General features: G+C 72.9%; 21 protein-coding genes and 1 riboswitch. Of the genes, 8 read left to right on the forward strand and 13 right to left on the reverse strand.

The genetic code is table 11. The annotated features are described in order from the left end of the window. The first annotated feature begins 101 nt into the window (after positions 1-101). Positions 102-1,931, forward strand: a complete 1,830-nt coding sequence (locus ACSMXO_RS02975) for a glycerol-3-phosphate dehydrogenase/oxidase (RefSeq protein WP_455416619.1) — start codon at positions 102-104, stop codon at positions 1,929-1,931. A gap of 79 nt (positions 1,932-2,010) precedes the next feature. Here the strand turns inward: ACSMXO_RS02975 and ACSMXO_RS02980 are convergent, their stop codons facing one another. Next, entirely contained in the window at positions 2,011-3,405 is a 1,395-nt protein-coding gene (locus ACSMXO_RS02980) for an FAD-binding oxidoreductase (RefSeq protein ID WP_455416620.1), read from the reverse strand. Positions 3,406-3,580: 175 nt separating this feature from the next. On the opposite strand from ACSMXO_RS02980, the gene ACSMXO_RS02985 reads away from it, so the two are divergent. After that, positions 3,581-4,813, forward strand: a complete 1,233-nt coding sequence (locus ACSMXO_RS02985) for an FUSC family protein (protein ID WP_346260933.1) — start codon at positions 3,581-3,583, stop codon at positions 4,811-4,813. A gap of 1 nt (position 4,814) precedes the next feature. Here ACSMXO_RS02985 and ACSMXO_RS02990 read toward each other — a convergent pair whose 3' ends face one another. Further along, on the reverse strand, positions 4,815-6,134 hold the full coding sequence (locus tag ACSMXO_RS02990; protein WP_455416621.1) for an aminotransferase class V-fold PLP-dependent enzyme: 1,320 nt from the start codon (positions 6,132-6,134) through the stop codon (positions 4,815-4,817). Positions 6,135-6,181: 47 nt separating this feature from the next. After that, a riboswitch (SAM riboswitch) is annotated at positions 6,182-6,303 on the reverse strand. Positions 6,304-6,327: 24 nt separating this feature from the next. On the opposite strand from ACSMXO_RS02990, the gene ACSMXO_RS02995 reads away from it, so the two are divergent. Beyond that, positions 6,328-7,941, forward strand: coding sequence for a PrsW family intramembrane metalloprotease (locus ACSMXO_RS02995; RefSeq protein WP_455416622.1), 1,614 nt, complete (start codon positions 6,328-6,330; stop codon positions 7,939-7,941). Positions 7,942-8,097: 156 nt separating this feature from the next. Here the strand turns inward: ACSMXO_RS02995 and ACSMXO_RS03000 are convergent, their stop codons facing one another. Next, positions 8,098-8,436, reverse strand: coding sequence for a GroES family chaperonin (locus ACSMXO_RS03000; RefSeq protein WP_346260935.1), 339 nt, complete (start codon positions 8,434-8,436; stop codon positions 8,098-8,100). Positions 8,437-8,500: 64 nt separating this feature from the next. Between ACSMXO_RS03000 and ACSMXO_RS03005 the strand changes: the two genes are divergently transcribed. Further along, positions 8,501-9,835 carry an AI-2E family transporter gene (locus tag ACSMXO_RS03005; RefSeq protein ID WP_455416623.1) on the forward strand — a complete coding sequence of 445 codons (1,335 nt, stop codon included), beginning with the start codon at positions 8,501-8,503 and terminating at the stop codon, positions 9,833-9,835. Positions 9,836-9,893: 58 nt separating this feature from the next. Here the strand turns inward: ACSMXO_RS03005 and ACSMXO_RS03010 are convergent, their stop codons facing one another. Then, positions 9,894-12,035: an ATP-dependent DNA helicase gene (locus tag ACSMXO_RS03010; protein ID WP_455419156.1), complete on the reverse strand. Its 2,142-nt coding sequence runs from the start codon at positions 12,033-12,035 to the stop codon at positions 9,894-9,896. A 327-nt stretch (positions 12,036-12,362) separates the two neighbouring features. On the opposite strand from ACSMXO_RS03010, the gene ACSMXO_RS03015 reads away from it, so the two are divergent. Beyond that, entirely contained in the window at positions 12,363-12,866 is a 504-nt protein-coding gene (locus tag ACSMXO_RS03015) for a DUF402 domain-containing protein (protein ID WP_346260937.1), read from the forward strand. Between the two features lie 49 nt (positions 12,867-12,915). Here the strand turns inward: ACSMXO_RS03015 and sigJ are convergent, their stop codons facing one another. Then, positions 12,916-13,887, reverse strand: a complete 972-nt coding sequence (gene sigJ, locus ACSMXO_RS03020) for an RNA polymerase sigma factor SigJ (RefSeq protein WP_455416624.1) — start codon at positions 13,885-13,887, stop codon at positions 12,916-12,918. A 349-nt stretch (positions 13,888-14,236) separates the two neighbouring features. On the opposite strand from sigJ, the gene ACSMXO_RS03025 reads away from it, so the two are divergent. Together ACSMXO_RS03025 and ACSMXO_RS03030 are read left to right on the forward strand one after the other, a co-directional pair. Continuing rightward, the gene (locus ACSMXO_RS03025; protein ID WP_346260939.1) at positions 14,237-14,863 is read left to right on the forward strand and encodes a DUF47 domain-containing protein; all 627 of its coding nucleotides are present in this window, start codon (positions 14,237-14,239) and stop codon (positions 14,861-14,863) included. 3 nt (positions 14,864-14,866) lie between these two features. Further along, positions 14,867-15,868, forward strand: coding sequence for an inorganic phosphate transporter (locus ACSMXO_RS03030; RefSeq protein WP_346260940.1), 1,002 nt, complete (start codon positions 14,867-14,869; stop codon positions 15,866-15,868). 36 nt (positions 15,869-15,904) lie between these two features. Here the strand turns inward: ACSMXO_RS03030 and ACSMXO_RS03035 are convergent, their stop codons facing one another. Then, the gene (locus tag ACSMXO_RS03035) at positions 15,905-16,900 is read right to left on the reverse strand and encodes a Gfo/Idh/MocA family protein (protein WP_455416625.1); all 996 of its coding nucleotides are present in this window, start codon (positions 16,898-16,900) and stop codon (positions 15,905-15,907) included. A gap of 651 nt (positions 16,901-17,551) precedes the next feature. Here ACSMXO_RS03035 and ACSMXO_RS03040 point away from each other — a divergent pair. Continuing rightward, positions 17,552-18,382, forward strand: a complete 831-nt coding sequence (locus ACSMXO_RS03040) for an NUDIX hydrolase (protein ID WP_455416626.1) — start codon at positions 17,552-17,554, stop codon at positions 18,380-18,382. A 98-nt stretch (positions 18,383-18,480) separates the two neighbouring features. Here the strand turns inward: ACSMXO_RS03040 and pstB are convergent, their stop codons facing one another. The 7 genes from pstB to ACSMXO_RS03075 form a co-directional block, all read right to left on the reverse strand. Then, positions 18,481-19,257 (reverse strand): phosphate ABC transporter ATP-binding protein PstB, encoded by a 777-nt coding sequence (gene pstB / locus ACSMXO_RS03045; RefSeq protein ID WP_346260943.1) that lies wholly within the window; start codon positions 19,255-19,257, stop codon positions 18,481-18,483. Positions 19,258-19,273: 16 nt separating this feature from the next. Further along, positions 19,274-20,362 (reverse strand): phosphate ABC transporter permease PstA, encoded by a 1,089-nt coding sequence (gene pstA, locus ACSMXO_RS03050; RefSeq protein ID WP_346260944.1) that lies wholly within the window; start codon positions 20,360-20,362, stop codon positions 19,274-19,276. After that, complete coding sequence (pstC, locus tag ACSMXO_RS03055; RefSeq protein WP_346260945.1) at positions 20,359-21,489, reverse strand: phosphate ABC transporter permease subunit PstC; 1,131 nt, start codon at positions 21,487-21,489, stop codon at positions 20,359-20,361. Before pstC ends, pstA begins: the two co-directional genes overlap by 4 nt. A 49-nt stretch (positions 21,490-21,538) precedes the next feature. Continuing rightward, the gene (gene pstS / locus ACSMXO_RS03060) at positions 21,539-22,642 is read right to left on the reverse strand and encodes a phosphate ABC transporter substrate-binding protein PstS (RefSeq protein WP_346261013.1); all 1,104 of its coding nucleotides are present in this window, start codon (positions 22,640-22,642) and stop codon (positions 21,539-21,541) included. Positions 22,643-23,019: 377 nt separating this feature from the next. Further along, positions 23,020-24,018: a mycothiol synthase gene (gene mshD / locus ACSMXO_RS03065; RefSeq protein WP_455416627.1), complete on the reverse strand. Its 999-nt coding sequence runs from the start codon at positions 24,016-24,018 to the stop codon at positions 23,020-23,022. A gap of 46 nt (positions 24,019-24,064) precedes the next feature. Continuing rightward, positions 24,065-25,186 carry a polysaccharide deacetylase family protein gene (locus tag ACSMXO_RS03070; RefSeq protein ID WP_455416628.1) on the reverse strand — a complete coding sequence of 374 codons (1,122 nt, stop codon included), beginning with the start codon at positions 25,184-25,186 and terminating at the stop codon, positions 24,065-24,067. Between the two features lie 233 nt (positions 25,187-25,419). Then, positions 25,420-26,133 (reverse strand): winged helix-turn-helix transcriptional regulator, encoded by a 714-nt coding sequence (locus ACSMXO_RS03075; RefSeq protein ID WP_107257554.1) that lies wholly within the window; start codon positions 26,131-26,133, stop codon positions 25,420-25,422. Between the last annotated feature and the right edge of the window lie 24 nt (positions 26,134-26,157).

Raw genomic sequence — 26,157 nt, forward strand, 5'->3', positions numbered from 1 at the left:
GATGCAAAGTCTACGGCCGCTGTCAATCCTCCGCCGTCGACACCGCCCGAAGTGACACCCGGAAAGCCCGTGCCGGTCGCCGCTGCGGCTACCGTGGACAGGTGCGTGACCCCAACCTTTCCCGGAACACGGCCAGCCGGCTCTCCCCGTCCCGCCGCGCCGCCGACCTGCGCCGGCTCCGGAGCGAGCGGTTCGACGTACTCGTCATCGGCGGTGGGGTGACCGGCGCGGGCGCCGCGCTCGACGCCGCCTCCCGGGGGCTCAAGGTGGCCCTGGTCGAGGCCCGCGACTTCGCCTCCGGCACCTCCAGCCGGTCCAGCAAGCTGATCCACGGCGGGCTGCGCTACCTGGAGCAACTGGAGTTCCACCTGGTCCACGAGGCGCTGACCGAACGTGGCCTGCTCGCCACCCGGCTCGCCCCGCACCTGGTGCGCCCGGTGCCGATCCTGGTCCCGTTGCCGCCCGGCACCGGCCCGGCCGGGTTGGCCGGCCGGGCCTGGCGGCGCTCCTACTACGGCACCGGGGTCGCGGCGTACGACGCCTTCGCCGGGATCTTCGGCGGCGGGCGGGGGATGCCGCTGCACCGGCACCTCACCCGCGAGGGAGCCCGGCGGACCTTCCCCAGCCTGCGCGCCGACGCCATCGCCGGGGCCATCCGCTACTACGACGGGCAGGTCGACGACGCCCGCCTGGTGGTCACCCTGGCCCGCACCGCGGCCAGCCTCGGCGCGGCGATGGTGACCAGCGCCCGCGTCGTCGGCCTGACCCGGCAGGCCCGCGAGGTGACCGGGGTACGGGTCCGGGACATGGAGGCACCGCCCGGCTCCCCGGACGCCGAGTTCGAGGTACGCGCCCGCACCGTCATCGCCGCCACCGGGGTGTGGAGCGACGACATGTCCGAACTGCTCGGTGACGTCGGGGTGCGGCGCGGCCTGCGGGTCCGCGCCTCCAAGGGGGTGCACCTGGTGGTGCCCCGCTCGGCGATCACCGGCGAGGCCGGGCTGATCCTGCGTACCCCGACCTCGGTGCTCTTCGTGATCCCGTGGGGCGGGCACTGGATCATCGGCACCACCGACACCGACTGGCGGCTCGACCGGGCCCATCCGGCGGCCTCGGCCCGGGACATCGACTACCTGCTCGACCAGGTCAACACCGTGCTGGACCGGCCGCTCACCACCGCCGACATCGAGGGCGTCTACGCCGGGCTGCGCCCACTGCTCAGCGGCGAGGCAGACTCGACCTCCAAGCTCTCCCGGGAGCACGCGGTCTACGAGCCGATGCTCGGGCTGCTGCTGGTGGCCGGCGGCAAATACACGACGTACCGGGTGATGGCCGCCGACGTGGTCGACCGGGCCGCCCGCCGGCTCGGCGGGGTACGCCCGTCCCGCACCGCCGACCTGCCGCTGCTCGGCGCCGACGGCTACGCCGCGCTGTGGCGGGACCGGGCCGACCTGGCCCGCCGGCACGGCGTACCGGCCGGGGTGGTCGAACACCTGCTGGAGCGGTACGGCAACCTCACCACCCACCTGCTGGACATGGTCGACGCCGACCCGCTGCTCGGCTCCCCGCTGGCCGGAGCCCCGGAATACCTCGCCGCCGAGGTGGCGTACGCGGCCCGGGCCGAGGGGGCGCTGCACCTCGACGACGTGCTGACCCGGCGTACCCGGATCTCGTTCGAGACGCCGCACCGGGGCGTCGAGTCGGCCGAGCAGGCAGCCGAGATCATGGGCCGGGTGCTCGGCTGGGACGCCCCGGTCCGGGCCCGCGAGATCGAGCACTACCTCGCCCGGGTGCAGGCGGAACGGCAGTCCCAGCGGATGCCGGACGACGCCACCGCCGACGCCGCCCGGCTGGGGGCGCCGGACGTCCGCGGTTTCGCCTTCGACCGGGGCGCCGGCGCCGGCCTCGACGGGGTGGAGTTGCCCGGCTGACCGGTTCCGTGTGCCGCCGGTCCGGCAAGCCGGGGGAGCGCGGGGCGTCGCCGGGGCCGCCGGACGGCGGCCCCGGCGGTCACAGCACCTTGCCGGGGTTGAGCAGCCCGGTCGGGTCGAGCGCGTCCTTGACGGCCCGGTGCACCCGCAGGCCCACCGGTCCGATCTCCCGGGCCAGCCAGTCCCGTTTCAGCAGGCCGACCCCGTGCTCGCCGGTGCAGGTGCCGCCGAGCGAGAGACCGAGTTCCATGATCGCGTCGAACGCTCGCCGGCCCCGCTCCAGGTTCGCCGGGTCGGCCCGGTCGACCACGATGTTCGGATGCATGTTGCCGTCCCCGGCGTGCCCGACCACGCCGATCGGCACGTCGTACTCGGCGGAGATCCGGGCCACCCCGTCGAGCAGCGCCGCCAGCGCGTCCCGGGGTACGGCCACGTCGTCGATGACCAGCCCGCCGTTGCCGTCCGGATAGCTGTCGGCGGCGAACCGTTCCATCGCCGGGTGCGCCAGCCGACGGGCCGCCAGCAGCGCGGCCGCCTCCTCCGCGTCGGTGGCGGCGAAGACCTCGTCGGCGCCGCTCGCCGTGCAGACCTCGGCCAGTACCGCGAGGTCGGCGGCGGCCCGGGTGCCGGTGTCGGCGGCGGCCAGCAGCAGCGCCTCGGCGTCGGTCCGCAACCCCATCGGCCGGTACGCCTCGATCGCGCCGAGGTGGGTGCGGTCCAGCAGCTCCAGCAGGCTCGGGCTGAGCCCCCGGGCGGAGATCTCCGCGACCGCCCGGCCGGCGGCGGTGGTCGACGGAAAGACCGCGACCAGGGTCAGCGACTCCTCGGCGGCCGGGCGGAGCGAGACGGTCACCTCGGTGATCACCCCGAGGGTGCCCTCCGAGCCGACGAAGAGCCGGGTCAGGTCGTATCCGGCGACCCCCTTGGCGGTACGCCGTCCGGTGCGCAGTATCTCGCCGTCGGCCAGCACCACCTCCAGACCGAGGATGTACTCGGTCGTCACGCCGTACTTGACGCAGCACATCCCGCCCGCGTTGGTCGCCACGTTGCCGCCGATGGTGGACGACTCCCAGGAGCCGGGGTCGGGCGGATAGCGCAGGCCGTGCTTGGCGACGGCGCCGGCCAGGGTGGCGTTGACCACCCCCGGCTGGACCACCGCGATCCGGTTCACCGGGTCGACCTCGCGGATCTCGTCCATCAACACCGTGGAGAGCACCACGGCTCCGTCGACCGCGTTGGCCGCACCGGCCAGTCCGGTCCGGGCCCCCTGCGGTACCACCGGTACCCGGTGGGCGGCCGCCGCCCGGACCACCGCGACCACCTCCTCGGTGGTCCGGGGCCGGACCACCACGGCCGGCATGCCGGCCACGCAGAGGTCGGCCTCGTCACGCTGGTGGCCGCGGAGCAGGTCGGGATCGGTCAGTACGGCGGACTCGCCGAGCGCCGCCCGCAGGTCGTCGAGAAGATCCGGCATGCCTGGCAGGCTAGCCGCCCGGGAGTACGCCGACCACGGCCGTTTCCGGCCGTCCGGGGACACCTCGGACCACCGCCGTCGGCCGGCACAGTTGCCCTCCGGACGGGTTCGGCGGGTTCGTCAGTGGGTAGTCCCCGCCATGCGCTCCGTCCGGGACACCGTGGCCAAAACGCCCGTGGAGCTCGATCGGGAGCGGATCGCCAACCTGGCGAAGGAGTTCCGACAACGGTCCCGGGCCACCGTACGGGACCGCTGGCACGCCGTACGGTTCAACCTGGTGCTCGCCCTCCAGGCGGGGGTGGCGGCCGCGCTGGCCTGGGTCGGCTCGCACGAGTTCCTGGGCAACCCGTCGCCGGTCTTCGCACCGATCTCCGCGATCGGTACCCTCGCCTCCTCGGTCGGCCAGCGGCTCCGCCGGACCGTCGAGCTGATCATCGGTGTGGCGGTCGGCATCGGGCTCGGCGACGCCCTGGTCTTCGCCGCCGGCACCGGGCCCTGGCAGCTCGGCGTCATCGTGTTCCTGGCGATCGTGGTGACCATCTTCCTCGGCGGCGGTCCGGCGGTGGTGACCCAGGCGGCGGCGACCGCCGTGCTGATCGTGACCGTCGACATGCCGCACGAGGCCAACATCGAGTCGCCCCGGGTCATCGACGCGCTGATCGGCGGCTTCGCCGGGCTCGTGGTGATCGCACTGGTGCTGCCGTTGAACCCGTTACGTGTGGTGGACCGGGCGGCCCGGCCGGCGCTGGGCCGGCTCACCGAGGAACTCTCCGAGACGGCGGAGGCGATCAAGTCCCGGGACGCGCCCCGGGCGCAGGCCGCGCTGGACCGGCTGCGCGAGGTGGAGCGGCACCTCCAGGGCTTCGAGGAGGCGCTGGAGGGCGGCCGGGAGACGTCGATCCTGTCACCGGTGCGCTGGCACCGCCGGGGAGCGCTGACCCAGTACGTGGAGAGTTCCGAGTACATCGAGCACGCCGTGCACAACAGCGGGACCCTGATCCGGCGGGCGGTCACCGCGCTGGAGGACGATGAGCCGATCCCGGAGGAGATGTCGAACGCGGTGGCGCTGCTCGCCGAGGCGGTACGGCTGCTGCGCAAGGACCTCGGGCTCGGGGTACGCCCGGAGGCAGCCCGGGAGCAGGCGTTGCAGGCGATCGGCCAGGCCGGTCGGGCGTACGCCGAGGGCGTCGGGTTCTCCGGCAGCGTGGTGATCGCACAGGTGCGTACCACCGGCAGTGACCTGCTCCGGGCCACCGGCATCGAGCGGCTGGAGGCGAACCAGCTCGTCCGCCGGGCGGCGGGCGGGCATGCCGGCGAGGCCGCCGCGGAGGCCGCCCGGCAGCCCGGGACCAGAGCCTCGGACCGGCCCTCCGACACCCCCTCCTCGGAGGCGGGCCCCGCACGGTAGCTCAGCGGATGGCGGACAGGGCGGTGAGCAGCCGGTCGACCTGCGCGGCGGTGCTGCCCAGCCCGATGCTCGCGCGCAGTGCGGTCGGCGGCAGGTCGCGCCGCCCGCTCCGGGTCGCCGCCTCGGCGAGCAGCCGCCGGGCCAGCGGATGCGCACAGAACAGCCCGTCCCGCAGCCCGATCTGCCAGTGCTGGGCGAGGTCGGCCGCGACCGTCGCCGAGTCCCGGCCGGCGACCACGAACGACACGATGCCGACCCGGGGCGCGTCCGCGTCGAAGGTACGCAGTTCGACCACGTCCGGCAGGGCGGCGAGCCCGGACCGCAGCCGGGTGAGCAGGGCCTGCTCGTGTGCGTACAGCGCGTCGCGGTCCGCCTCGGACAGGGCGGCGCAGACCGCGGCCAGCGCCACCGCGCCGAGCAGGTTGGGGGTGCCGGCCTCGTGCCGGCCGGGCCCGTCGGCCCAGCGCACGTCATGGGTGGCCGCCCCGACCCCGAGAGTCGCCCCGCCACCGGCCAGGTACGGCGGGGCGGCGTCCAGCCAGTCGGCCCGTCCGGCCAGTACGCCGATCCCGAACGGCGCGTACAGCTTGTGTCCGGAAACGGCCACGTAGTCGACCGCCAGGGCGGTGATGTCCAGTTCGGCGTGCGGGGCGAGCTGGGCGGCGTCCAGCGCGATCCGCGCGCCGTGCCGGTGGGCGACCCGGGCCAGTTCGGCGACCGGCCAGCACTCGCCGGTGACGTTGCTGGCCCCGGTCACCGTGACCAGGATCGGTGCGCCGCCGCCGCTGCCCCGACGCAGTTCCCGCAGCGCCGCGTCGACCGCCCGGACGGCGTCCCCGGCCGAGCCGGGCACCGGCAGCCGGACCGTACCGGCGGGCCAGGGCAGCAGGTTGGCGTGGTGCTCGGCCGCGAAGGTCACCACCCGGGCGCCGGGCGGCAGGGCCCGGGCCAGCAGGTTGAGCGCGTCCGTGGTGTTGCGGGTGAAGACGACGTGGTCGCCCGCGCGTACCCCGAGGAAGTCGCCGACATCCTGCCGGGCCCGCTCGTACGCCAGCGTGCTGCGCCGGGAGAGCGCCCCGGCGCCCCGGTGCACGCTGCCGTACCAGGGCAGCAGTTCGGCCACCGCGTCGGCGGCGGCCCGCGCGCACGGCGCGGTGGCGGCGTAGTCGAGGTTGACCTGTCCCGGCACCCCGAGCACCCCGAGCGGTCCGGTCGCGGCGACCCCGGCCGCTGTGACGCCCGGCGTTGCCGGCGCGGTCGGCGTGGCTGGCGTGGCCGCGCCGGTCGGCCGGGCGGGGACGGAAACGAGGCTGGTGCTCATCGGGCATACCTCCGGTGTCCAGGGACCCCGGAGTCGGGCGGGAACGGGGTCCGCGCTTGCCCGGTGCGGACGTGCACCGAGCCCGGTCATCACCCGGGGCACCCCACCGCGAACCTCGACGAGGGTTGCCGGCCAGCAAGCCGGGGCTTGGACGCTGGCACTCGTGACCTGCCAGGAAGCATAGCCGGGCCGGATGTGGTCCGGCCCGGCTGTCCGGAGGAACTACGCTGATCACATGGCCGACACCCCGCCCGGTGCGGCGGCGCCCCAGCCGCCGTCGCCGACTCCGCCGTGGCCGCCCGCCCCGGCGCAGCAATTCCCGCAGCCGGCCGGCACCGCGCCGGAGGTGGCGCAGGGCACCGTGCCGGAGGTGGCGGCGACGTCCGAGCGGCGGAGCCTGGCCCGTCTGCTGACGGTGATCGGGGCGATCACGCTCATCGTCGTCTGCGCGGTGCTGATGGCCTGGGAGCTGGTGTCGCCGGCCGGGGTCACGCCGCCGCTGATCGGGCTGGCCGCGGCGGCGCTGCCGGTGCCGGTGCTGGTCGCCTGCTTCCTCTGGCTCGACCGGTACGACCCGGAGCCGGTCAAGTATCTCGCCTTCTGCCTGGGCTGGGGCGCGGCGGTCTCCACCTTCGCCGCACTGCGGACCAACACCTTCGCGGCCGACACCCTGGAACTGCCCCTCCCGGTGGTCGGGGTGCTGGTCGCGCCCTTCATCGAGGAGCTGACCAAGGCGCTCGGGCCGCTCCTGCTCCTGCTCTACCAGCGCCGCAAGTGGTCCGGGATCACCGACGGCATCGTCTACTGTGGCCTGTCAGCGGTCGGTTTCGCCATGGTCGAGAACATCCTCTACTTCGGCCTGCACGGCTATGCCGAAGGCGTCGACCAGTACGGCCCGGCCACCGGTGCGCAGAACGTCTTCGGCATCTTCATCCTGCGGGTCCTGATCAGCGGCTTCGCGCACCCGCTCTTCACCTCGATGACCGGGATCGGGCTCGGCATCGCCGTCCGGTCGGCCAGCCGCCCGATCCGGATCCTCGCCCCGCTCGCCGGCCTGCTGCTGGCGATGATGCTGCACGGCGCCTGGAACCTGGCCGCGACCCTCACCCAGCTCACCGGGGAGCCGCTGATCCTGCTCTACAGCTACCTCGGACTGATGGTGCCGATCTTCCTGGGCGTGGTCGGCCTGGCCGTCTGGGTCCGTAGCTGGGAGGGGCGGCTCACCCAACGCCGGCTCCCCGACTACGTGTCGACGGGGTGGCTCACCCCGCCCGAGCTGGCCGCGCTCGGCACCCTCGGCCGGCGGCACGCGGCCCGGCGCTGGGCCCGGCGGATCGCCGGTGACGAGGGGGTCAAGGCGATGCGGGCGTTCCAGATCTCGGCGACCCGGCTCGCCCTGCTCCGCGACGGGCTGGTGCGCGGGCTGGAGCGCCGGCCGGAGCGGCTCGCCGGGCGGCTCGCCGAGGAACGCCGGCTGCTCGACGCGATCCAGGCCGCCCGCAAGGTCTTCGTGGGGCGCGATCCGCAGGCACCGGCCGGCATCTGGGACGGCTCCCGATACCACCTGTCGTTCCCGGACGGCTCCCGCCGGAGCCTGCCGGCTCCGGCCGAGCCGGTGGTGCCGATCCCGGTGGTCCTGGTGGCGCCGCCGCGCCCGCTGGCTCCGGTCGGCCCCGGCTATCCACCCTCGGGATACGGCGGGCCGCCATCCCCTTACCCCGGCACACCGGGCCCGTACGGCGGGCCACCCGCACCCGCACTCGGCCCCGGGCCGGTCGGGTCCTGGCCGGACCCGTACCGGCGCTGAGCGGGTCCGCCTCGCCGGGACACTGAACCTTTTTCAACCTGAACCGCGCGGCGCTCGGGCACCGCGTCCGACCTTGCGGTCCGTCGGACCGCAAGGGGAGGTTGAAAAGGTTCACTGAGCGGGTCGGTCGTCAGTGGGCGCGGGCGGAACGGCGCGTCACAGGTAGAGGCCGGTGGAGTCGGTCTCCACCCGCCGGGCGGCCACCGCATGCACGTCGCGCTCGCGGAGCAGGACGTACTCCCGGCCGTGCAGTTCGACCTCGGACCGGTCGTCGGGGTCGAAGAGCACCCGGTCACCGGAGACGATGGAGCGCACGTTCGGACCGACACCCACCGCGGTCGCCCAGGCCAGCCGCCGCCCCATCGAGGCGGTCGCCGGGATGACGATGCCGGCGGTCGAGCGGCGCTCGCCCTCGCCGCCGTCCGCCCGGACCAGCACCCTGTCGTGCAGCAGGCGGATGGGCAGGCCGTTGTCGTTGTTTTCCTCGGCGGTCACGACCGGAACGGTACCGTGTGCCGCCACCAGGCAGGTTGGTGGCCGTCACCCCGCCGGCCGCACCGTGCCGGCCCGTGCTGGTGCGGCTACCGTAGGAAGGCCGATTCCGCCGTGGGAGGTGCGCTTGCGCCGTTTCGAGCAGCTACGAGCAAGGATCCGTAACGCGTATGCGTCCGGGCGGTCGTCGGGCTCGTCCGGGGGAGCCGGTCCGGTGCGGAGCCGTCCGGCGGCCGCGCCCGAGCCGGCGCCCGCGTCGACGCCGGCCGGGGGTGAACCGGTCGCCGACCTGCACCCGTCGACGTCGAGCCGGGACGACGCGGACGTACCGCACGCGCTGCGGATCGCCGCCGCCTGGTCGTGGCGACTGATCGTGATCGGTCTCGTCGCCTGGGCGCTGCTGCGGGTGGTCGGCACGATCCGGATCGTGATCATTCCGTTGGCGATCGCCCTGTTGCTCTCCGCCCTGCTGGCCCCGCTGGTCAGCCTGCTGCTGCGGGCCCGCTTCCCGCGGTCCCTGGCCACCGCGGTGGTGCTGGTCGCTGGCCTGGCCGCCGTGGTCGGCACGCTCACCCTGGTGGTCAACGAGTTCATCCAGGGCGTACCGGACCTGAGCCGCAACGCCACCAGCGGCATCCGGCAGATCCAGGAGTGGCTGAAGACCGGTCCGCTGCACCTGTCGGACAACCAGCTCAACTCGTACATCGAGCAGGGCGAGCAGTGGATCAACGAGAACACTCAGGCGTTGACCAGCGGGGCGGTCTCCACCGCCGCGACCGTGGCCGAGTTGCTCACCGGGGCGCTGCTGGTGCTCTTCGCCACCTTCTTCTTCCTCCGGGACGGCGAGAAGATCTGGCGGTTCCTCGTCCGGCTGCTCCCGCTGGCCGCCCGGTGGCGGGTCGACGACGCCGGCCGGGCCTCCTGGGCGACGCTGGTCGCGTACGTCCGGGCGACCGTACTCGTCGCGTTCATCGACGCGGTCGGGATCGGCATCTTCCTGGTGATCTTCGACATCCCGTTCGCGTTTCCGCTGGCCGCGCTGGTCTTCCTCGGCGCGTTCATCCCGATCGTCGGGGCCACCCTCTCCGGTGCGGTGGCGGTGCTGGTGGCCCTGGTCGACAGCGGCTGGGTGAGCGCGCTGATCATCCTCGGCGTGGTGATCGGGGTCCAGCAGGTCGAGGGGCACATCCTGCAACCGCTGATCATGGGTCGGGCGGTGGCGATCCACCCGCTCGCGGTGATCGTCGGCATCGCCGCCGGGGTGGTGCTGGCCGGCATCGTCGGCGCCCTGGTCTCGGTACCGCTGATCGCGGTGCTCAACACCGCGGTCCGTCGACTCGCGCACCGCCGGCCGCCGGAGGTGCCGCCGGACGCCGTGGTGGTCGCCGCGAAGGCCCCCTAGCGCGTAGTCGCCGCGAAGGCCGGTCGGTCCCGGTCGCGCCGGTCGGTGGCGGTCGCGGTCAGGACTTGCCGAGCCGCTCCAGGGCGCCCCGGGCGACCTCCGGCCGGGTGGTGTACCAGAACGGCGGCAGCGACTTCCGCAGGAACGCGCCGTACCCCCGGGCGGTCTCCAGCCGGGAGTCGAGTACCGCCACCACGCCCTTGTCGCCGGTCGACCGGATCAGCCGGCCGACTCCCTGGGCCAGGCGTACGGCGGCGATCGGCACGCTCACCGAGGCGAAGCCCGAGCCGCCCGACGCGTCCACGGCCGCGGCCCGGGCCGCCGCCAGCGGCTCGTCCGGGCGCGGGAACGGCAGCCGGTCGATCACCACGAGCTGGCAGGAGTCGCCGGGCACGTCCACGCCCTGCCAGAGCGACATCACCCCGAACAGGCAGCTCGCCCGCTCCTGCCGGAACCGGCGGACCAGCAGCGGCAGCGCCTCCTCGCCCTGGAGCAGGATCGGCAGGTCGGTACGGGCCCGGAGCAGCTCGGCGGCCTGCAACGCGGCCCGGCGGGACGAGAACAGCCCCAGGGTACGGCCGCCGAGCGCGCCCACCAGCCCGAGCAGTTCCTCACCGGCCGCCGCCGGCAGGCCCGAGGCGCTGGGCCGGGGCAGGTGTGCGGCGACGTAGAGGATGCCCTGGCGCGGGTAGTCGAACGGGGATCCGACGTCGAGTGAACGCCAGCCGGCGTCACCCCCCGACCCGTCCGCCTTGGCAGACCCCGCCTTCGAGGAGTCCACTTTCGAGGGGTCCGGTTTCGAGGCGGTGTCCCGGTGAGCGGCCCCGGGCTGGTCCTCGGCGCTCGGCTGCCCCGCCCGGGCCGCCCCGGCACCGGGTGGCGCCGCGTCGGGTCGTACGGTGCGCAGCGCCGCCGCCCGGGGGTGCGGACGGGTCGGATCGACTCCCGGGTCCGCCGGGGCGGCCAGCCCGAGGGCCCGGGCCACGGTGTCGAACCGGCCGCCGAGGGCGAGCGTGGCCGAGGTGGCGACGACGGTGCGGTCCTCGTACAGGTGGGTGGCGAGGGTGCCGGCCACGGAGAGCGGGGCGACGACCAGGGCCCGCCGGCCCGCGCCGCCGCCGTCCGGCTTCTCCACCCAGGCCACGTCGTGGTCGGCCTCCTCCAGCAGCCGCTGGGCGGTCTTCGACAGGTCGTCGAGTACGGCCTTGGCCTGCTGCTTGCGGACCGGGTCGGGATCGTCGGCCTTGACGTCGCCGATCTTCTCCAGTGCCGCCCGGGTCGCCGCGTCCAGCAGCGTGCACGCCTCGCGCAGCGGGGCCGGCAGCTCGCCGGTGATCCGCCCGGCCGGTGCCTCGGCGAGCCCGACCGCCAGCGAGTCGCCGGCCGCCACCAGCGATTCGGCCAACTCCGGGGTGAGCAGGGGCCGGCTCCGCCGGGCGGCCCGGTCGATCAGCTCCGGAATCAGTTCCGCCTGGGCCGCCGAGGAGACCCGGTCGGCCAGCTCGTGCGCCTCGTCGATCACCAGCAGCTTGTGCGGCGGCACGATGTGCCGGCCGGCGAGCATGTCGACGGCGAGCAGGCTGTGGTTGGTCACCACCACGTCCGCCTCCCGGGCCCGGGCCCGGGACGCCTCGGCGAAGCACTCGGTGCCGTACGGGCAGCGGGCGGCGCCGACACACTCCCGGGCCGGCATCGAGACCAGTCGCCACGCCTGGTCGTCGACGCCTGGGTCGAGCTCGTCGCGGTCGCCGGTCCCGGTCTCCATCGCCCAGTCCCGGATCCGCTCGATCTGCTTGCCCAGCCGGCCCGCCTCGCCGAGCCACTTCGTCCCGCCACCGCCCCGGCCCGGCGTGTCGAAGAGGGCGTCCTCCGGCTCGTCCTCTGTGGAGTTCTCCAGCCGGGCCAGGCAGAGGTAGTGGTGCCGGCCCTTCAGCACCGCGAAGGTCGGCCGCTGGCCGAGGACCGGGGTGACCGCGTCGGCCAGCCGGGGCAGGTCGTGGTCGACGAGCTGGGACTGGAGCGCGAGGGTGGCCGTGGAGACCACCACCGGGCCGTCGACGGTCAGCGCCGGGGCGAGGTACGCCAGCGACTTGCCGGTGCCGGTGCCGGCCTGCACCAGCAGGTGCTCGCCGGAGAGGATGCTCTCCTCGATCGCGGTCGCCATCTGCTGCTGGCCCGGCCGGGCGTTGCCGCCCGGCACCGCACCGACCGCCGCGGCGAGCAGCTCCGCGCCGCTGGGGCGGTCGCCTCGGCGCCGTCGGCGGGACCGGGGCGCCGGGGGACGGCCGGAGTCCGCCGCCTCGGAGTCGATCAGGGTGGGGGCGCTGGCGTCGGTGGCGGGCACGGTCACCGTGCGACCGTACCCGCCGAACCCGACACCGCCGCGCCGCCTCGCCCCGGCGGGTCCGCGGCCCGGCCGGATCGGTGCCCGGACCAGGGTGCGGGCCCGGATGATGTTGTCGATTTCGACGCCTGCCGGACGCTTCACGCACCGCGCGTATTGGGTGACATCGGCTAGGGTGCGGGCATGTCGAGCGATGTGGTCCGAGTCGTCTACCGCAAGTACGACGGCACCGCACACCGGGACTACCCCGCCCGCAGACTGACCGAGGACGACCTGGGCGTGTGGCTCGGTGTGACCGCCGGGACGGAGTCGGTCTACCACGGTCGCCCCTCGGTGGAACAGATCCCGTTCGTGTTGCTGGTGCCGCACGACGCGTGGTGGAGCGCGATGTTCAACCCGCCGCCGCGGACCAGCGAGGTCTACTGCGACATCGCCAGCCCGGCCCGCTGGGAGGGGGACACCGTGCACCTGATCGACCTCGACCTCGACGTGGTGCGTCGGCGCGGCACCGGTCTGGTGGAGCTGCGCGATGAGGACGAGTTTGCCGAGCACCGGGTCCGGTTCGGCTATCCGGAGGAGACGGTGGCGCAGGCCCGGGCCGCGGCGGAGTGGCTCTACGTCGCGCTCGGCGACGGCACCGAGCCGTTCGCGTCGGCGTACCGGAAGTGGCTGGCGCTGGTGGTCTGAGCCCGGCGCCCGCGCGGCCCGGCCGGCTGCGGACGCCGCGCGGCGCCGGCTATTCGCGCTGGAACTGCCAGGGGTGCTCGTCCGCGCCGATCCGGGGCACCCGGGCCAGCTTCTCCGGGTTGAGCTGGTGGTAGGCGGCGGTGATCCGGCCGTCGGCGACGGTGAACCACATGATGCCGTGCAGCGGCAGGCCGGGCCGGTAGTCCGCCTCGATCTGGAATCCGAGCGTGCCGTTGACGAGTACCGGCCGCATCCGCAGGTCGTGGGTGTCCCAGGCGGCCCGGCGCATCAGCCCGAGGGCGAACCGGGCCACCTTGACCGCGCCGACCACCGGATGCCGCGCGGTCGGGAAGAGGCCGCCGCCGTCGCCGACGAAGACCACGTCCGGGGCGAGGACCTCGAGCAGCCGCTCGGGTTCGCCGGACTCGACGGCGTGCAGGAACGCGCTGACCAGCCGCTGGTGTTCGGCCGGGTCGGCGGAGTGGCGCGGGCCGTCCTCGGTGACCGCGCGCCGGGCCCGGGAGGCGAGCTGCCGGGCGGCGGCCGGGCTGGTCGCCAGCACCGTGGCGATCTCCGCGAAGGGTACGGCGAAGACGTCGTGCAGCACGAACGCGACCCGCTGCTCCGGGGTGAGCCGTTCCAGCACGGTCAGCAGGGCGATGCTGACCTGCTCGGTGTGCGCGGCCCGCTCGGCCGGGTCGGGGGCGAACCCGTCCGCCCCGCCGGCCGACCCGGGCAGCCGGCTGACGATCGGCTCCGGCAGCCACTCACCGTGGTACGACTCCCGGCGTACCCGGGCCGAGCGGAGCACGTCGAGGCAGATCCGGGCGGTGGCGGTGGTGAGCCAGCCCCGCAGGTCGCGTACCTCGGCGCGGGCCTGCGGGGTGCCCAGGGCACCGGCGCAGCGCAGCCAGGTCTCCTGTACGGCGTCCTCCGCCTCCGCCCGGGTGCCGAGCATCCGGTACGCGACCATGGTGAGGTGGTCCCGTTCGGCCTCGAACTCGCTGGCCAGATCCCGCACCGCTGCCTCCCCCGCCGCCGTACGTCCTCCCGCGAGGTTAGCGCCGACCGCGGGGCCGGCAGCCGGCCGTACCGGTCCGGTTTCGGCCGGACCGGGAGGTCAGGACCGCCCGGTGCGTCGATGGGCGGGTGCCGGCGCGGCGAATCTCACACCGGCGGCGGTGTCGGGCCGTTCGGTCGGGTTCGTGCCGGCCTGTCGACGATAAAGGTGAACAGCAGATGAATGCCAGGTGAACCGCCCCTGACCAGGGGTGGGCGGGCGAAAACTCCGATCCGAGGTTTCCTAGCATTCCCCAGGGGCAGCCTCTTGCGGCCCGCCACCCGTCCGCCGACGCAACGAGGTCCGTGCCGTGAAGTTTTCCCTCCGCCCCTCCGAGGGCGCGTTCTACGAGTTGTTCAGCAGAGCCGCTCAGAACCTCGTGCGGGGTACCGAGCTGCTGAACGAGCTGGCGCTGCCCGGGGTCGACGTGCAGTCGGTCAGCGAGCGGCTCACCGAGGTCGAGCACGACAGCGACCAGATCACCCACGAGCTGTACAAGAAGATCAACTCCACCTTCGTCACGCCGTTCGACCGGGAGGACATCTACCGGCTCGGCTCGCTGCTCGACGACGTGATGGACCACCTGGAGGCGGTCGGCAACCTGCTCTACCTCTACGGGCTGACCAAGCTGCCGTCCCTGCCCCGCGAGATGCACGAGCTGGTGAACGTCCTCGACCAGCAGGCCAAGCTCACCGCCGAGGCGATGCCCCGGCTGCGGGCGATGAAGGACCTGGAGGACTACTGGATCGAGTGCAACCGGCTGGAGAACGACGGCGACCAGGCGTACCGGATGCTGCTGGTCCGGCTCTTCTCCGGCGAGTACGACGCGCTGACCGTGCTCAAGATGAAGGAGGTCGCCGACGAGCTGGAGGCGGCCTGCGACGCGTTCGAGCACGTCGCCAACACCGTCGAGACCATCGCGGTCAAGGAAAGCTGACCCGTGAGTCCTGAACTCATCGCCGTACTGGCGGTGATCGCCGTCGCGCTGCTCTTCGACTACACCAACGGGTTCCACGACGCCGCGAACGCGATCGCCACCAGCATCTCCACCCGGGCGCTGACTCCCAGGGTCGCGCTCGGCATGGCGGCGATCGGCAACTTCATCGGCGCGCACTTCGGCGCGGACGTGGCCAAGACGGTCGGCTCCGGCCTGGTCGAGCTGCCACCCGGCGTCTCCAGCCTGGGCATCGTCTTCGCCGGGGTGATCGGCGCGATCACCTGGAACCTGATCACCTGGTACTTCGGCCTGCCCTCCTCGTCCTCGCACGCCCTGATCGGCGGGCTGGTCGGGTCGACGCTCGCCGCCTCCGGCACGGTGCTCTGGAAAGGCATCGGGGAGAGCGTCGTACTGCCGATGATCCTCTCGCCGCTGGTCGGTTTCCTGCTCGGCTACCTGGTCATGGTCGCCGTCCAGTGGATCTTCCGGAACGGGCAGCCGGGCAAGCTCAACCGGGGCTTCCGGTGGGCCCAGACCGCCTCGGCGGCGGCGATGTCGATCGGGCACGGCATGCAGGACGCCGCCAAGACCATCGGCATCGTGGTGCTCGCCCTCTTCGTCGGCGGCTACCAGAGCAGCGCCGAGCACATCCCGGAGTGGGCGTTCTGGACCTCGGCCACCGTGCTGGCCCTCGGCACGTACGCGGGCGGCTGGCGGATCATCCGTACCCTCGGGCGGAAGATCATCGACCTCCGGCCGCCGGAGGGCTTCGCCGCCGAGACCGTGGCCAGCGGGGTGCTCTACTTCAACGCCCTGGTGCTGGGTGCGCCGATCTCCACCACGCACACCATCACCTCGGCGATCATGGGCGTCGGGGCGACCAAGCGGCTCTCCGCCGTCCGCTGGGGGGTGGCCGGCAACATCGTCGGCGCCTGGATCCTCACCTTCCCGGCGGCCGGCTCGATCGGCGCGCTGATGTACCTGCTGGTCAACCCGCTCTTCTGAGCGATCCCGCCCCGGACGGCCAGCCGTCCGGGGCGGTCAGGGGTAGGTCACGCCGATCTGCTCCCGGATGTCGTCGAGCAGGCCCATCACCTCCAGGGTCGCGGCGTGCGGCACCAGCGGGCTCTCCAGCAGCCCGGCGGCGAGGCAGCGCTGCACCTCGGCCGCCTCGTGCTGATAGCCGGAGCCGGTGAGGTCGACCGGCAGCAGTTCCGGGTCGGCGCCGTCCCGGAGCAGGGTGACCTGGCCCGACCGGTAGAACGGCGGCGCCAGCTCGATCCGGCCGGTCCGCCCGGTGATCGTCGCCGCCACCCGGGTCGCGCCGATCATGCCGCAGCTCAGCGTGGCGACCGCGCCCGTCTCGTAGCCGAGGATGATCCCGGTGTTCTCGTCGACCCCCTCCGGGCTGATCCGGGCCCAGGAGCGGACCTGGTCCGGCAGGCCGAGCAGCAGGTGCGCCAGGCTGATCGGATAGACCCCGAGGTCCAGCAGGGCGCCACCGCCGAGCGCCCGGGCCCGCATCCGGTGCTCGGGCGGGAACGGCCCGCCGACCCCGAAGTCCGCCTGCACGCTGGTCACCTCGCCGATCGCGCCGTCGGCGATCAGCTCCAATATCCGGAGTACGACCGGATTGCACCGCATCCACATCGCCTCCATCAGGAAGCGGTTGCTGGCGGTGGCGGCGTCGACGAGCCGCTGGGCGGCGGCCTGGTCCAGGGTGATCGGCTTCTCGACGAGTACTGCCCGGCCGGCGTCGAGGCAGGCCATCGTGGCGTCGAAGTGTGCCGCGTGCGGGGTGGCGACGTAGACCACGTCGACGTCGTCGTCGGCGGCGAGTTCCTGCCAGGACCCGTACGCCCGGGGGACCCCATGCCGGTCCGCGAAGGCGCGGGCGGTCTCCTCCGTACGGGAGCCGACGGCGACGACCTCGGCGTCCGGCAGCAGCTTCAGATCCTCGACGAAGGTGGCGGCGATGTAACCGGTGGCCAGGATGCCCCAACGTGTCTTGCGCTCGGGGCTGTATTGCTGCGCCATGGAACCTCTTCAACTACGGGTCGGCGGGCACGTCCGCCGGTCAACGGCACGGGAAACAGACCTGAAGCATCCCCGGCGACCCAAGGCGAGGCAAACCGCACCCGGTCTCCAGGCGTGACACCCGTCGCGCCTCCATGGTGTGGGGTTGGGATATCTGCCAGCGAGACTGTCGAGCTGCCCCGCCTGTGCGCCCACTGTCCCGGGCCGTCCAGGCCCCGGCCCCCGCTGGCCGGTCGACCCGAACCACCTCGCCATGCGCCGTCTCGGTAAACCCGACCCTCCGTGCCCCGTCTGTGCACCCAGCTCGACAGTCCGCGCACCAGCTACTCCCCGGTTCGCCGGGGGCGCTCTTTCTGATTCTTACGGCCATCCGCTTCATCACCGACAGGGTTATTTGAGATCGGTCGATGTGCGCTTGGCCTTTCCGCCGTATTGGAGCCGTTCTCTGGCGCCTTCTCAGCGCGCCCCGGTCCCGACCGTCCGGGGCCGGGGCCGGGGCCTTTGCGACGCGCTGACCTGCTGGTGCCTGCCCGGCGCTATTTCGCCTCTGAAGCCAGACTTGAGCGCCTCATGTCCGGCTCCGGAGCCGAGCACCCTGCCGCCCCGTACACAAGATCGCGGCTGCCCGGACGGTCGAACTACCCTCGCTGCATGACCAGCTTTGCCGCCCCGGAGTCGATCGCCGCACACGCCCGCCGGTTCTACGCCGAGGGCGGTACGCCGGTGCCGCCCCGGCCGGCCGCGACCGTACTGCTGCTCCGGCCGGACGCCTCGGGGCGGGACGGCTTCGAGGTGTACATGATCCGCCGCGCCGCCAGCATGACCTTCGGCGGCATGTACGCCTTCCCCGGCGGCAGCGTCGACCCCGGCGACTCGGAGATCCGGCTGGACTGGTCCGGCCCCGGCCCGGCGGAGTGGGGGAGCCGGCTGGGCCAGCCGCCCGGACCGGCCCAGGCACTGGTCTGCGCGGCGGCCCGAGAGGTCTTCGAGGAGGCGGGCGTACTGCTCGCCGGCCCGGACCGCGACACGGTGGTGGGCGACGTCAGCGGCGAGGAGTGGGAGCGGGCCCGGCAGGCGCTGGTGAACCGACGTAGCGGCTTCGCCGACCTGCTCCGGGACTGCCGGCTGACCCTCCGCTCCGACCTGCTGCTGCCGTGGAGCCGCTGGGTCACCCCGGAGTTCGAGCCGCGCCGCTTCGACACGTACTTCTTCGTGGCGCTGCTGCCGGCCGGGCAGGTGCCCCGGGACGTCTCCGGGGAGGCCGACCACACGATGTGGATCCGTCCGGCGGAGGCCCTGGGCCGGTTCGAGGCGGGCGAGATCGCCATGCTCCCGCCTACGGTCATCACGCTGACCGAGATCGGCGACTGCGCGGACCTGGCCGGGGTGCCTGCCGCCGCGGCCGGGCGGGACCCCAGCACCGCGATCATGCCCCGTTTCGGCCAGGCCGAGGACGGCACCCCGCACTTCGTACTGGATTGAGCTGAGCTGCGGAATCGGATGATCCCGGAGAGTTCGGCCGCTGGGAATCAGCCAAACTCCCCGGGATCATGGAGGAGCGAGCGTACGGAGCGCGTCGGTCAGCCGAAGCGGCCGGTGATGTAGTCCTCGGTCTTCTTCACGCTCGGGTTGCTGAAGATCTTCTGGGTGTCGTCGTACTCGATGAGTCGGCCGGGGTCACCGGTGCGCTCGATGGAGAAGAAGGCCGTCCGGTCGGAGACCCGGGCCGCCTGCTGCATGTTGTGCGTGACGATGATGATCGTGTAGCGGTCCTTCAGCTTGAACATCAGGTCCTCGATCGCCAGCGTGGAGATCGGGTCCAGCGCCGAGCAGGGCTCGTCCATCAGCACCACCTGCGGCTCGACCGCGATGGTCCGGGCGATGCAGAGCCGCTGCTGCTGCCCGCCGGACAGCCCCGCGCCGGGCTTGCCGAGCCGGTCCTTGACCTCGTCCCAGAGGTTCGCCGAGCGCAGCGCCCGCTCGGCCGCGTCCTCCAGGACCGACTTGCGGCGTACGCCGTTGAGCCGCAGCCCGGCGACCACGTTTTCGAAGATCGACATGGTGGGGAACGGGTTCGGCCGCTGGAAGACCATCCCGATCATCCGGCGGACCGCGGTCACGTCCACGTCCCGCTCGTAGATGTCCTGGTCGTCGATGGTGAGCTTGCCGTCGACCCGGGCACCCGGCAGCACCTCGTGCATCCGGTTGATGGTGCGCAGGAAGGTCGACTTGCCGCAGCCCGAGGGTCCGATGAGCGCGGTGACGGTCTTCGGTTCGACGGTGAGGTTGATGTCCTCGATCGCCTTGAACGAGCCGTAGTACGCGGTGACGCTGGTCGCGTCGATTCGCTTGGCCATGATCATTCCTTCGGGGTTATCGGCTGAACCGGTTGCGGCGGGCCAGCAGTTTCGCCGCGATCGTCAGGATCAGCACGAGGGCGACGAGGGTGAGTGCCGCGGCCCAGGCGCGGGCCGGCGCGTACCGGGAGGCGTCCCCGGCCTGCTGGTAGACGAAGAGCGCCAGCGACGACTGGTTGTTCTCGAACGGGTTGAAGTTGATCGCGGCGCCACCCCCGGCGACCAGCAGCACCGGCGCGGTCTCCCCGGCCGCCCGGGCGACCGAGAGCATGACGCCGGTGACGATGCCGGGCAGGGCGGTGGGGAGCACGATCCGCAGGATCGTCTTCCACTTCGGGATGCCGAGTGCGTACGAACCCTCGCGCAGCGGCGCCGGCACCAGCCGGAGCATCTCCTCGGTGGACCGGACGATGGTGGGCAGCATCAACACGCTCAACGCGAGCGAGGCGGCGAAGCCGGAGTAGCCCGGCCGCCCGTCGTTGAAGTACGGCGACACGATCAGGATCCAGAAGGCCAGTACGAAGAGGCCGGCGACGATCGACGGGATGCCGGTCATCACGTCCACGAAGAACCGGATGGTGAAGGCGAACCGGCCCCGGCCGTACTCGACGATGTAGATGGCGCAGGCGATGCCGAGTGGCACGGTGATCAGGGTGGCGACGCCGACCTGCTCCAGCGTGCCGACGATCGCGTGGTACGCGCCGCCGTTCGGGTCCCGGGCCCCGATGTTGTTCATCGAGGTGCCGAAGAAGTTGCCGTCCAGCCGCTCGACACCCTTGCTGACCAGCGTCCAGGTGACCGAGGCCAGCGGCAGCAGGGCGAGTACGAAGGCGGAGTGGATCAGCGCGCTCCAGGTACGGTTGCGGGCCTGCCGCCGCCCCTCCACCACGCTGCTGGCGACGAAGAGACCGACCAGGTAGAAGACCACCGCGAGGGCGACGACCAGGGCGGCGCCGCCGATCCCGGCGCCGTAGACCAGCGCGGCGGAGAGCACCACGGCGGCGGCAGCGATGCCGAGGCTCGCCACCACCGGGAGTTTCCGGGCACGCAGTTGTGGGCTCTGCCCCGGCGCGGCCGAGGGGGGTGCGGTCATCGTTGTCGTCATGCTGCGGACTCCGTGAACTCCCGGCGCCGGTAGATGATGGCCCGCGCGGTGATGTTGACGATCAGCGTGATCGAGAAGAGCACCAGGCCGGAGGCGATCAGCGCGCCCCGACCGACGTCGTTGGCCTCGCCGAACGCGTTCGCGATGTTGGCGGCGACGGTGTTGCCGCCGTTTTCGATGATGTTGAACGAGATGTTCGAGACGATGCCGAGGGTCATCGCCAGGGCGATGGTCTCGCCGAGCGCCCGGCCCAGGCCGAGCATGGTGGCGCCGATGACGCCGGGGCGCCCGTACGGCAGCACCGCCGTCCGGATCATCTCCCACTTGGTGGCGCCGAGCGCGAGCGCGGCCTCCTCGTTGGCGGTCGGGGTCTGCCGGAACACCTCGCGGGAGAGCGAGGTGATGATCGGCAGCACCATGATGGCCAGCACCAGCGAGCCGAGCAGGATCGACCGGCCGAACGGCCCGTCACCGCCGAAGATCGGGATCCAGCCGAAGTACTTGTTCAGCCAGACCGAGAACTCCTGGACCGGACCGTAGAAGAAGTCCCGGCCCCAGAGCCCGAAAACCACGCTCGGCACCGCGGCCAGCAGGTCGATCAGGAAGCCCAGCGCGGTGCCGACCCGGCGGGGTGCGTAGTGCGACAGGTAGAGCGCGATGCCCAGCGCCACTGGCACGGCCAGCAGTAGCGCCAGGACCGACGTGAGTACGGTGCCGAAGGCCAGCGCGCCGATGCCGAACCTCGGCTGCGCCTCGTTGGGGAACCAGCCCTCGAAGGTGAAGAAGTTGGCGGTGTTGGCGTTGAGTGCCGGTACGGCCTTGGCGATCAGGAAGATCGCGATCGCCACGATGATGACCAGCACCATCGTGCCGGCGGCCATGGTGAAGCCCTGGAAGAGGCGCTCGGCGCCGAAGGCCCGTCGCCGGGGCAGCGCCCCGCCGCCGCCCAGGCCGGTGCCGCCGCCGCTGCCGTCGCCGCCGCGCCAGCCGGCTCCGTCCGGAGCGCGGTCCGCGGGTGTCACTGGTACGTCGACCGACAGCGCGGCACCGGCGGACCCGGTGTGACCAATGGTCACCCGAGGTCCGCCGGTGCCGGCGTTGGCCGAGCGGTCTGGGGTGTCGCCCATCTGCTCGCTCGCTCCGTTGACGAAGTTATGAGGATGATCTATTTGGAGATCAGGCGAGAGCCTTGACCGACGCCTCGACCTTGCTGCGGACCGACTCCGGCAGCGGGGCGTAGCCCAGCTCGGTCAGGTCGGCCTGCCCCTCGGTGCTGGCGGCGTAGCTCAGGAAGCCCTTGACCAGCGCCAGCTTGTCGGCGGCGAGGCCCTTGGAGCAGACGATCTCGTAGGTCACCAGGACGATCGGGTACGCCCCGGCCTCCTTGGTGTTGAAGTCGATCGACATCTTCAGGTCTTCGCCCTGGCCGGTGACCTGCGCACCGGCGATGGTCTTACCGGCCGACTCGGGGGTCAGTTCGGCGTACTCGCCGGCCCCGTTGCCGATCTTGGCCATCTTGAGGCCGCCGTTCTCGGCGTACGACATCTCGACGTAGCTGATGCTGCCCTGGGCCTGCTTGACCGCGCTGGCCACGCCGTCCGACTTGGCCGCACCGGTGCCGCCCGGCGCCTTCCAGGCCTTGCCCTTGCCGAAGGTCCAGTCGGCCTCGGCGGTCTTGGCCAGGAAGTCGGTGAAGTTGTCCGTGGTGCCCGACTCGTCCGAGCGGTGCACGGTCTGGATCGTGGTCGACGGCAGGGTCGCACCCGGGTTGTCGGCCTTGATCGCGGCGTCGTCCCACTTGGTGACCTTGCCCGCGAAGATCTTGGCGAGGGTGGCCGGCTTGAGCTGGAGGTTGTCCAGGCCGTCCACGTTGTAGACGACCGCGACCGGGCCGATCACCATCGGCAGGTGGATGGCCTTGCCGCCGGGGCACTTGGCGTCGGCCTTCGGCTGCTCGTCGTCCTTGAGGGCCGAGTCCGAGCCGGCAAAGTCCGCGGTGCCGGCGATGAAGGCCTGGATGCCGGCACCGGAACCGCTCGGTTCGTAGTTGATGGTCGAGCCGGTGCACTTCTGCTGGTATGCCTTACGCCACTCGTCGACCGCGTTCTTCTGCGCCGACGAACCCTGGGCGTTGATCGTGCCCGTGGCGCAGTCGGCCGCCGCGGAGGACCCGGAAGCCGATGGCTCGGTGGGCTCGTTATTGTCCGAGCCGCACGCGCTGACTGCCAGTGCCGTGGCCAGAGCGAGACAGGCAATGGTGCCGTGCCGCTGGAGCTTCACCTGAAAGGTTCCCTTCACCTTGTACGAAGCAAGCCCGAGGCGCCGCCCCGGGAGCCGACTAGTGGTCGGCTAGTAGGGAAGTTAGGAGCGCCAGGTAGCCGGTTCGCCGGTCGTGAGTGAACGCAGGGTGAACAGGGGGAGCCGGCTGGGTGGCCGGATCCTGAGGGCAAGATGTCCGTTCCGTGAACCGTGGGACCGGTGCGACATCTAGGGCTATTAGCGCGGTTCGTGACCCGCCCGGGCCAACCGGACGGCCGGTGGCCGGTGCTCCGTACGGACGGTCTGGGTCGACCGCGGGGACGGTGCGGCTGGCCCGTACGGTCGCCGCCGGATGGCCGCCCGGGATGCCGGCCGTCCACTCCGGAGGCGCGGCCCGGTCAGGCTGGGCGCTGCGCCGACCCCGGCGACCGGCGGTACCGCACGTGCCGCAGCCAGTTCGCGAAGCCGAGCCGGGTGTAGAGCGCCATCGCGCCGGTGTTGGACTCGTCGACGTAGAGCATCACCCGGGTCAGTCCCCGGTCGCGCAGGTGGTGCAGGCCGGCGAGGGTGAGCGCCCGGCCCAGCCCGAGCCCGTGGCTGTCCGGGTCGACACCGAGCACGTACACCTCGCCGATCGGCGCGGTCCCCGCTGCCCGGGCGGCCGGCTCCGGCCCGCCGTGCGCCTCGGTCCGCCCGCCGTGCACCTTGGTCCAGTGGAAGCCGAGCAGCCGGCCCGACGACTCCTCGACGGCGAGCAGGAAGCCGGCCGGGTCGAACCACGGCTCGGCGAGGCGCAGCCGCAGGTCGGCCAGGTCCCAGCGGCCCTGCTCCGGGTGGCTGGCGAAGGCCCGCCGGTTGACCGCCAGCCACGCCTCGTCGTCGCTGCCGGGCCGGAACGCCCGCAGCGCGACCCCGGCCGGCAGCTTCGGCTCGGGCAGCGGGTCCCGCAGCGAGCGGCGCAGTTGCCACAGCACTCGGGACCGGTGCAGCCCCAGGTCGAGAGCGAGCGCGGCGGCCGAGGGATGGTCGCTGTGCGCCCAGACCAGCAGCGCGCCGGTTCCGGGTACCCGGTCCAGCGCCGCCGAGACCAGCGCCCGGCCGAGCCCCTGCCGGCGCCACAACGGATGTACGACGAGTTCGGCGGAGACCTCGGCCGCCCCGTCCAGCGGTTCCAGGTGCGCGTAGCCGACCACCGCCCCGGCCGGTTCCCGGACGAGCAGATGGGTGACCGGGCTTGCCTCGGCCTGCCGGAGCCGCAGCGTCACGTGCTCGGAGAGCGGGTCGGCGCCGTCGGCGGCACTCGCCACACCGGCCAGGGCGAGTACCGCCCCGACCTCGTCCGGTGCGAGCCTGTCGAGGCTGGTCACCCGCGACTCCGCCGGCTGTTCGGTGGTCATCTGCTCACCGTAGTCCCCGCTGCGGCGGTACCCGCCGGCCGGAGGCTCAGGACCGCACCGCCGGCCCGGCCAGCGGGGTTCCGGCCGGCGGCTGTCCACTGGGCGGGGCCGCCGGCCAACCGGGTGAGGGTGCCGCGCCGCCCGGCTGGCCCTGCATCGGCGTGCCGCCCGAGGGCGTGCCGGCGGGCGGAATGCCGATCGGCGGTGGGCCGGTCGGCAGCGCGGCGAGGGCGTACCGCCGGGCGAGATCGGGCAGCAGCCATCCGAGCGCGATCACGGTGCCCTGCCGGTTGCCGCCGGCGTCGTGCAGCAGCACGATCGCTCCGGGAGCGACGCCGGCGATCACCCGCGCCGCGATGGCGCCGGCACTGGGACGGGTCCAGTCCTTCGGGTCCACCGCCCAGTGCAGCGAGGTCATGCCCAACTGCCGGGCCACCGCGACCACGGTGGCGGTCCAGGCCCCGCCGGGCTGCCGGAAGTACCCGATCCGCGCGTCCGGCACGGCGGCCCGGATCGCCTCGTTGGTGCGTACCAGGTCGGCCCGGATGCTGGCGCTGGACCGGCTGCCCAGCCCGACGTCGTGCCGCCACGAGTGGTTGCACAGGGTGTGCCCCTCCGCCACGATCTCCCGGACCAGTTCCGGGTACTGCTGGGCGTTCTCGCCGACCAGGCAGAAGGTGGCCTTGACGTGGTACTCGCGCAGCACGGCCAGGGTCTGCGGGGTGTACCGGGGATCGGGGCCGTCGTCGAAGGTGAGCGCCACGTAACGGGCGCCGGTGCTGACCCGGGCGCCGTACGGTCCGTCCCGCTCGGGTGGCAACTGCGGCTCGTACGGCTGCGTCTGGTCCGGATCGGCCGGACCGGGCTGCGGGGTGCCGCCCGGCGGCGTGCTGGCCGGCGGTGCCGGAAACCCCGGACCGTCCGGGGCCTCGGTCGGTCCGTCCTGCTGCCCCGGGTCGGCCCGTCCCTCGGCCGGCCCGCCGGCCCGGTCTGCCGACCGCTGGTCCGGTTCCCCGTCCGACTGCGGATCGGTCTGGTGCCGGGCCTGGTTCTCGGGTGGGGCCAGTGCTCCGCCGGGCTGGCCGAGGGTGTGGCCGAGCGCGTACGCGCCGCCGAGTACGGCGACGGTGACCAGCGTGGCGACCGTGAGCATGTGGGTGCGGGACATGGTCGGCATCAGCGGACCGCCCTGGGGGAATCCGCCCGTCCCGCGCCGAAAACCATCGTGGGAACCACTGATGCCACCTCTGCCTCCTCCGGACGTTCCCGGTCAAGGCTACGTACCTATTGCCCGAATTCTTATGGTTTCTCGCATTTGCTGTGAGTTGCCTTCGGGTCGGTACGCCAGAAGGCCACCCGGCACCGCCGGGTGGCCTTCGTGGTCGAGGTCGGACGTCCTCGTCAGACGGGCAGCGGCACGCTCTCCGACTCGGGCAGCGGCCGGGACGGCGGGGTGACGAACTTGTAGCCCACCTGCCGGACGGTGCCGATCATCGACTCGTACTCCGAGCCGAGCTTGGCCCGCAGTCGGCGTACGTGCACGTCGACGGTGCGGGTGCCGCCGAAGTAGTCGTAGCCCCAGACCTCGCGGAGCAACTGGTCCCGGGTGAAGACCCGGCCCGGGTGCTGGGCGAGGAACTTGAGCAGCTCGAACTCCTTGTAGGTCAGGTCGAGCGGCCGGCCCTTGAGCTTGGCGGCGTAGGTGTCGGGGTCGATGGTCAACTCGCCGGCCCGGATCAGCCCGCCGGCCGCCGCGGTCGCGTTGCTGAGTCGGCCGACCGCGAGTCGCAGCCGGGCCTCCACCTCGGCCGGACCGGCGCTGGCCAGGATGACGTCATCGACGCCCCAGTCCGCGTTCAGGGCGATCAGACCGGCCTCGGTCACCACCGCGACCAGCGGCACACCGAGCCCGGTCGCGTGCAGCATCCGGCACGTCGCCCGGGCTTCGCTCAGTTCCGAGCGGGCGTCGACGAGTACGGCGTCCGGGCTCGGCCCGGAGACGAGGGTGCGGACATCACGCGGGGCGGTACGCACCGAGTGGGGGAGCAGGTCGAGGGCCGGCAGCACGACGGACGGTTCGCCTGCGCGCGCGGTCACCAGCAGCAGGATCTCCACACATCACCTCCGTCCCGGCGGCAC

This window comes from Plantactinospora sp. DSM 117369 (assembly GCF_053764795.1).